Source organism: Niveibacterium sp. 24ML, assembly GCF_026586805.1.
In the GTDB taxonomy this organism is placed as follows: Bacteria; Pseudomonadota; Gammaproteobacteria; order Burkholderiales; family Rhodocyclaceae; genus Niveibacterium.
This window is the reverse complement of the sequence record NZ_JAPFHA010000063.1, coordinates 1-1,521: the sequence shown is the minus strand read 5'-3', so window position 1 is coordinate 1,521 and position 1,521 is coordinate 1. Positions and strand designations below refer to the sequence as shown.

The 1,521-nt window shown below is 54.0% G+C and carries 2 protein-coding genes; both read right to left on the bottom strand.

Annotated features, from left to right (window positions below; genetic code table 11):
• Positions 1 to 235 precede the first annotated feature (235 nt).
• Complete coding sequence (locus OPU71_RS21160; protein WP_267730092.1) at positions 236 to 613, bottom strand: hypothetical protein; 378 nt, start codon at positions 611 to 613, stop codon at positions 236 to 238.
• 119 nt (positions 614 to 732) lie between these two features.
• On the bottom strand, positions 733 to 1,521 hold a 789-nt coding region (locus OPU71_RS21155; RefSeq protein ID WP_267730090.1), incomplete at its 5' end, for a hypothetical protein.

The following is a 1,521-nucleotide window of genomic DNA, read 5'->3' as shown; positions in this document are numbered from 1 at the left end:
CTGAAAAGCAAAACCGGCCTGACGGCCGGCTTCAACAACGCCCGGTTGACGGGAAGTCCCTTAGAGACTTGTTAGGCATCGCGGCTATCACTGAATTCCTAACGCCCACGTTAACTGGCAAAAAGTGCGGAGCATTTCGTGCTGTGTTTAACCTACTGTTAGGCGTGCGACACGCAGAAGAGGGCGTTGAGAACACAGACGCGTTGTTCTTAGAACTTGATGTCTGGCCATCTCATTAGATCCTAGAGAAAAGCCCTGCACGGTTACGAATCTCGGAGGGCTCATCAGCTTCATTTTCCCATCTCCCAAGTAGCTCGATTAGCTCGCATCTGCCTAACAATTCTTCGGGTGTGTAATAGATGCTCCATTGAAATCCTTCCGACAACTCTTCGCCACAAGTAAGAATGATGACTTCAAGGATCTCTGATTTGCCTTGTGGGATGGTTACAGATAGCCGGTGATCTTCACCGAGGTAGGAAAACAGCGCGAGTTGTTCACTCGACTCCAGAACGTAACTTTTACCGGAACCCGATGCCTGCGGGTAAATGGCAAGCGGATGTCTGCTGCTAGATGAAGCAAGAAAGCGAACCTTTGCCCAATATTGGCAGAACATCTTGTCGCCTCCAGTTGAAGCCTAACGTTGGACGTAACGGGCGCCGGAGCGCAGCGGAGGGCACCAAACTGCGCAGCAGTTTGGCGTCCCGTTGACGGACTGGTTAGGCTGCTGCATCGCTAGATGACCTTCTTGTCTTTGACATAGGCGTGCCTGAGCGACGGAATCCTTGCCTTGAGCCACTCGGTGTCGGGCACGGCGACTCGACCACATGCGGCAACGACCAAGTGCTCAAGGCGTGGGAACAGAATTGGAAGGACCGCCAGGCTTTCAAGGTTGCGGCACTGATGAATTTCTAGGCGCCGCAAGCTCGGAATTGTGGGCAGGCCATCAAGGGTGGCCGCACTTGCCCAATTGAGTTGGAGTTCCTCAAGGGTGCCGGGTAGTTGAAGGCCTGAGAAGCCCTCGCCTTTAAGTGAGCAGTGCCAGATGTGCAGGCGTTTGAGATTCAGTGTGCCGAGGCCTGTGTCCGTTGGTTTGTAGTGCCAGACGACCTGCTGCAACGACCTGAGGCGTGAAAAATCAATCGCCGGTCGCTTTGAATGGACCCCAAAGCTCTTCAAGGCGTGCAGCGCATAAAGGGCTTCGATGCTCTTGAGCGAAACATCCCAGAACCACACAGCTTCCAACTCGGGCAGTTCAGACAGCGCGTCCAATGACACTTCATTGAAGCCAAAGCTTGGCGAACCAAAGACACTCTTGTACGGATGAAGTTTGGCCTCTTGAATGCATGCCGCAAGGTTTGCAGACTCCAAGCCTAGGCTCGGTGCTTCAGCCAAGTCGTGCGAAACAAGAAAGGCGCCTTCGCGTGCAATGGGCATTCTTTGCAGCCTAACGTTGGAGGTAACGGGCACCGGAGCGCAGCGGAGGGAACCAAACTGCGCAGCAGTTTGGTGTCCCGTTGACCG

Excerpts from the sequence above, each read along its gene's own strand:
- OPU71_RS21160 (WP_267730092.1), bottom strand. The coding sequence starts at position 613 with ATGTTCTGCCAATATTGGGCAAAGGTTCGCTTTCTTGCTTCATCTAGC.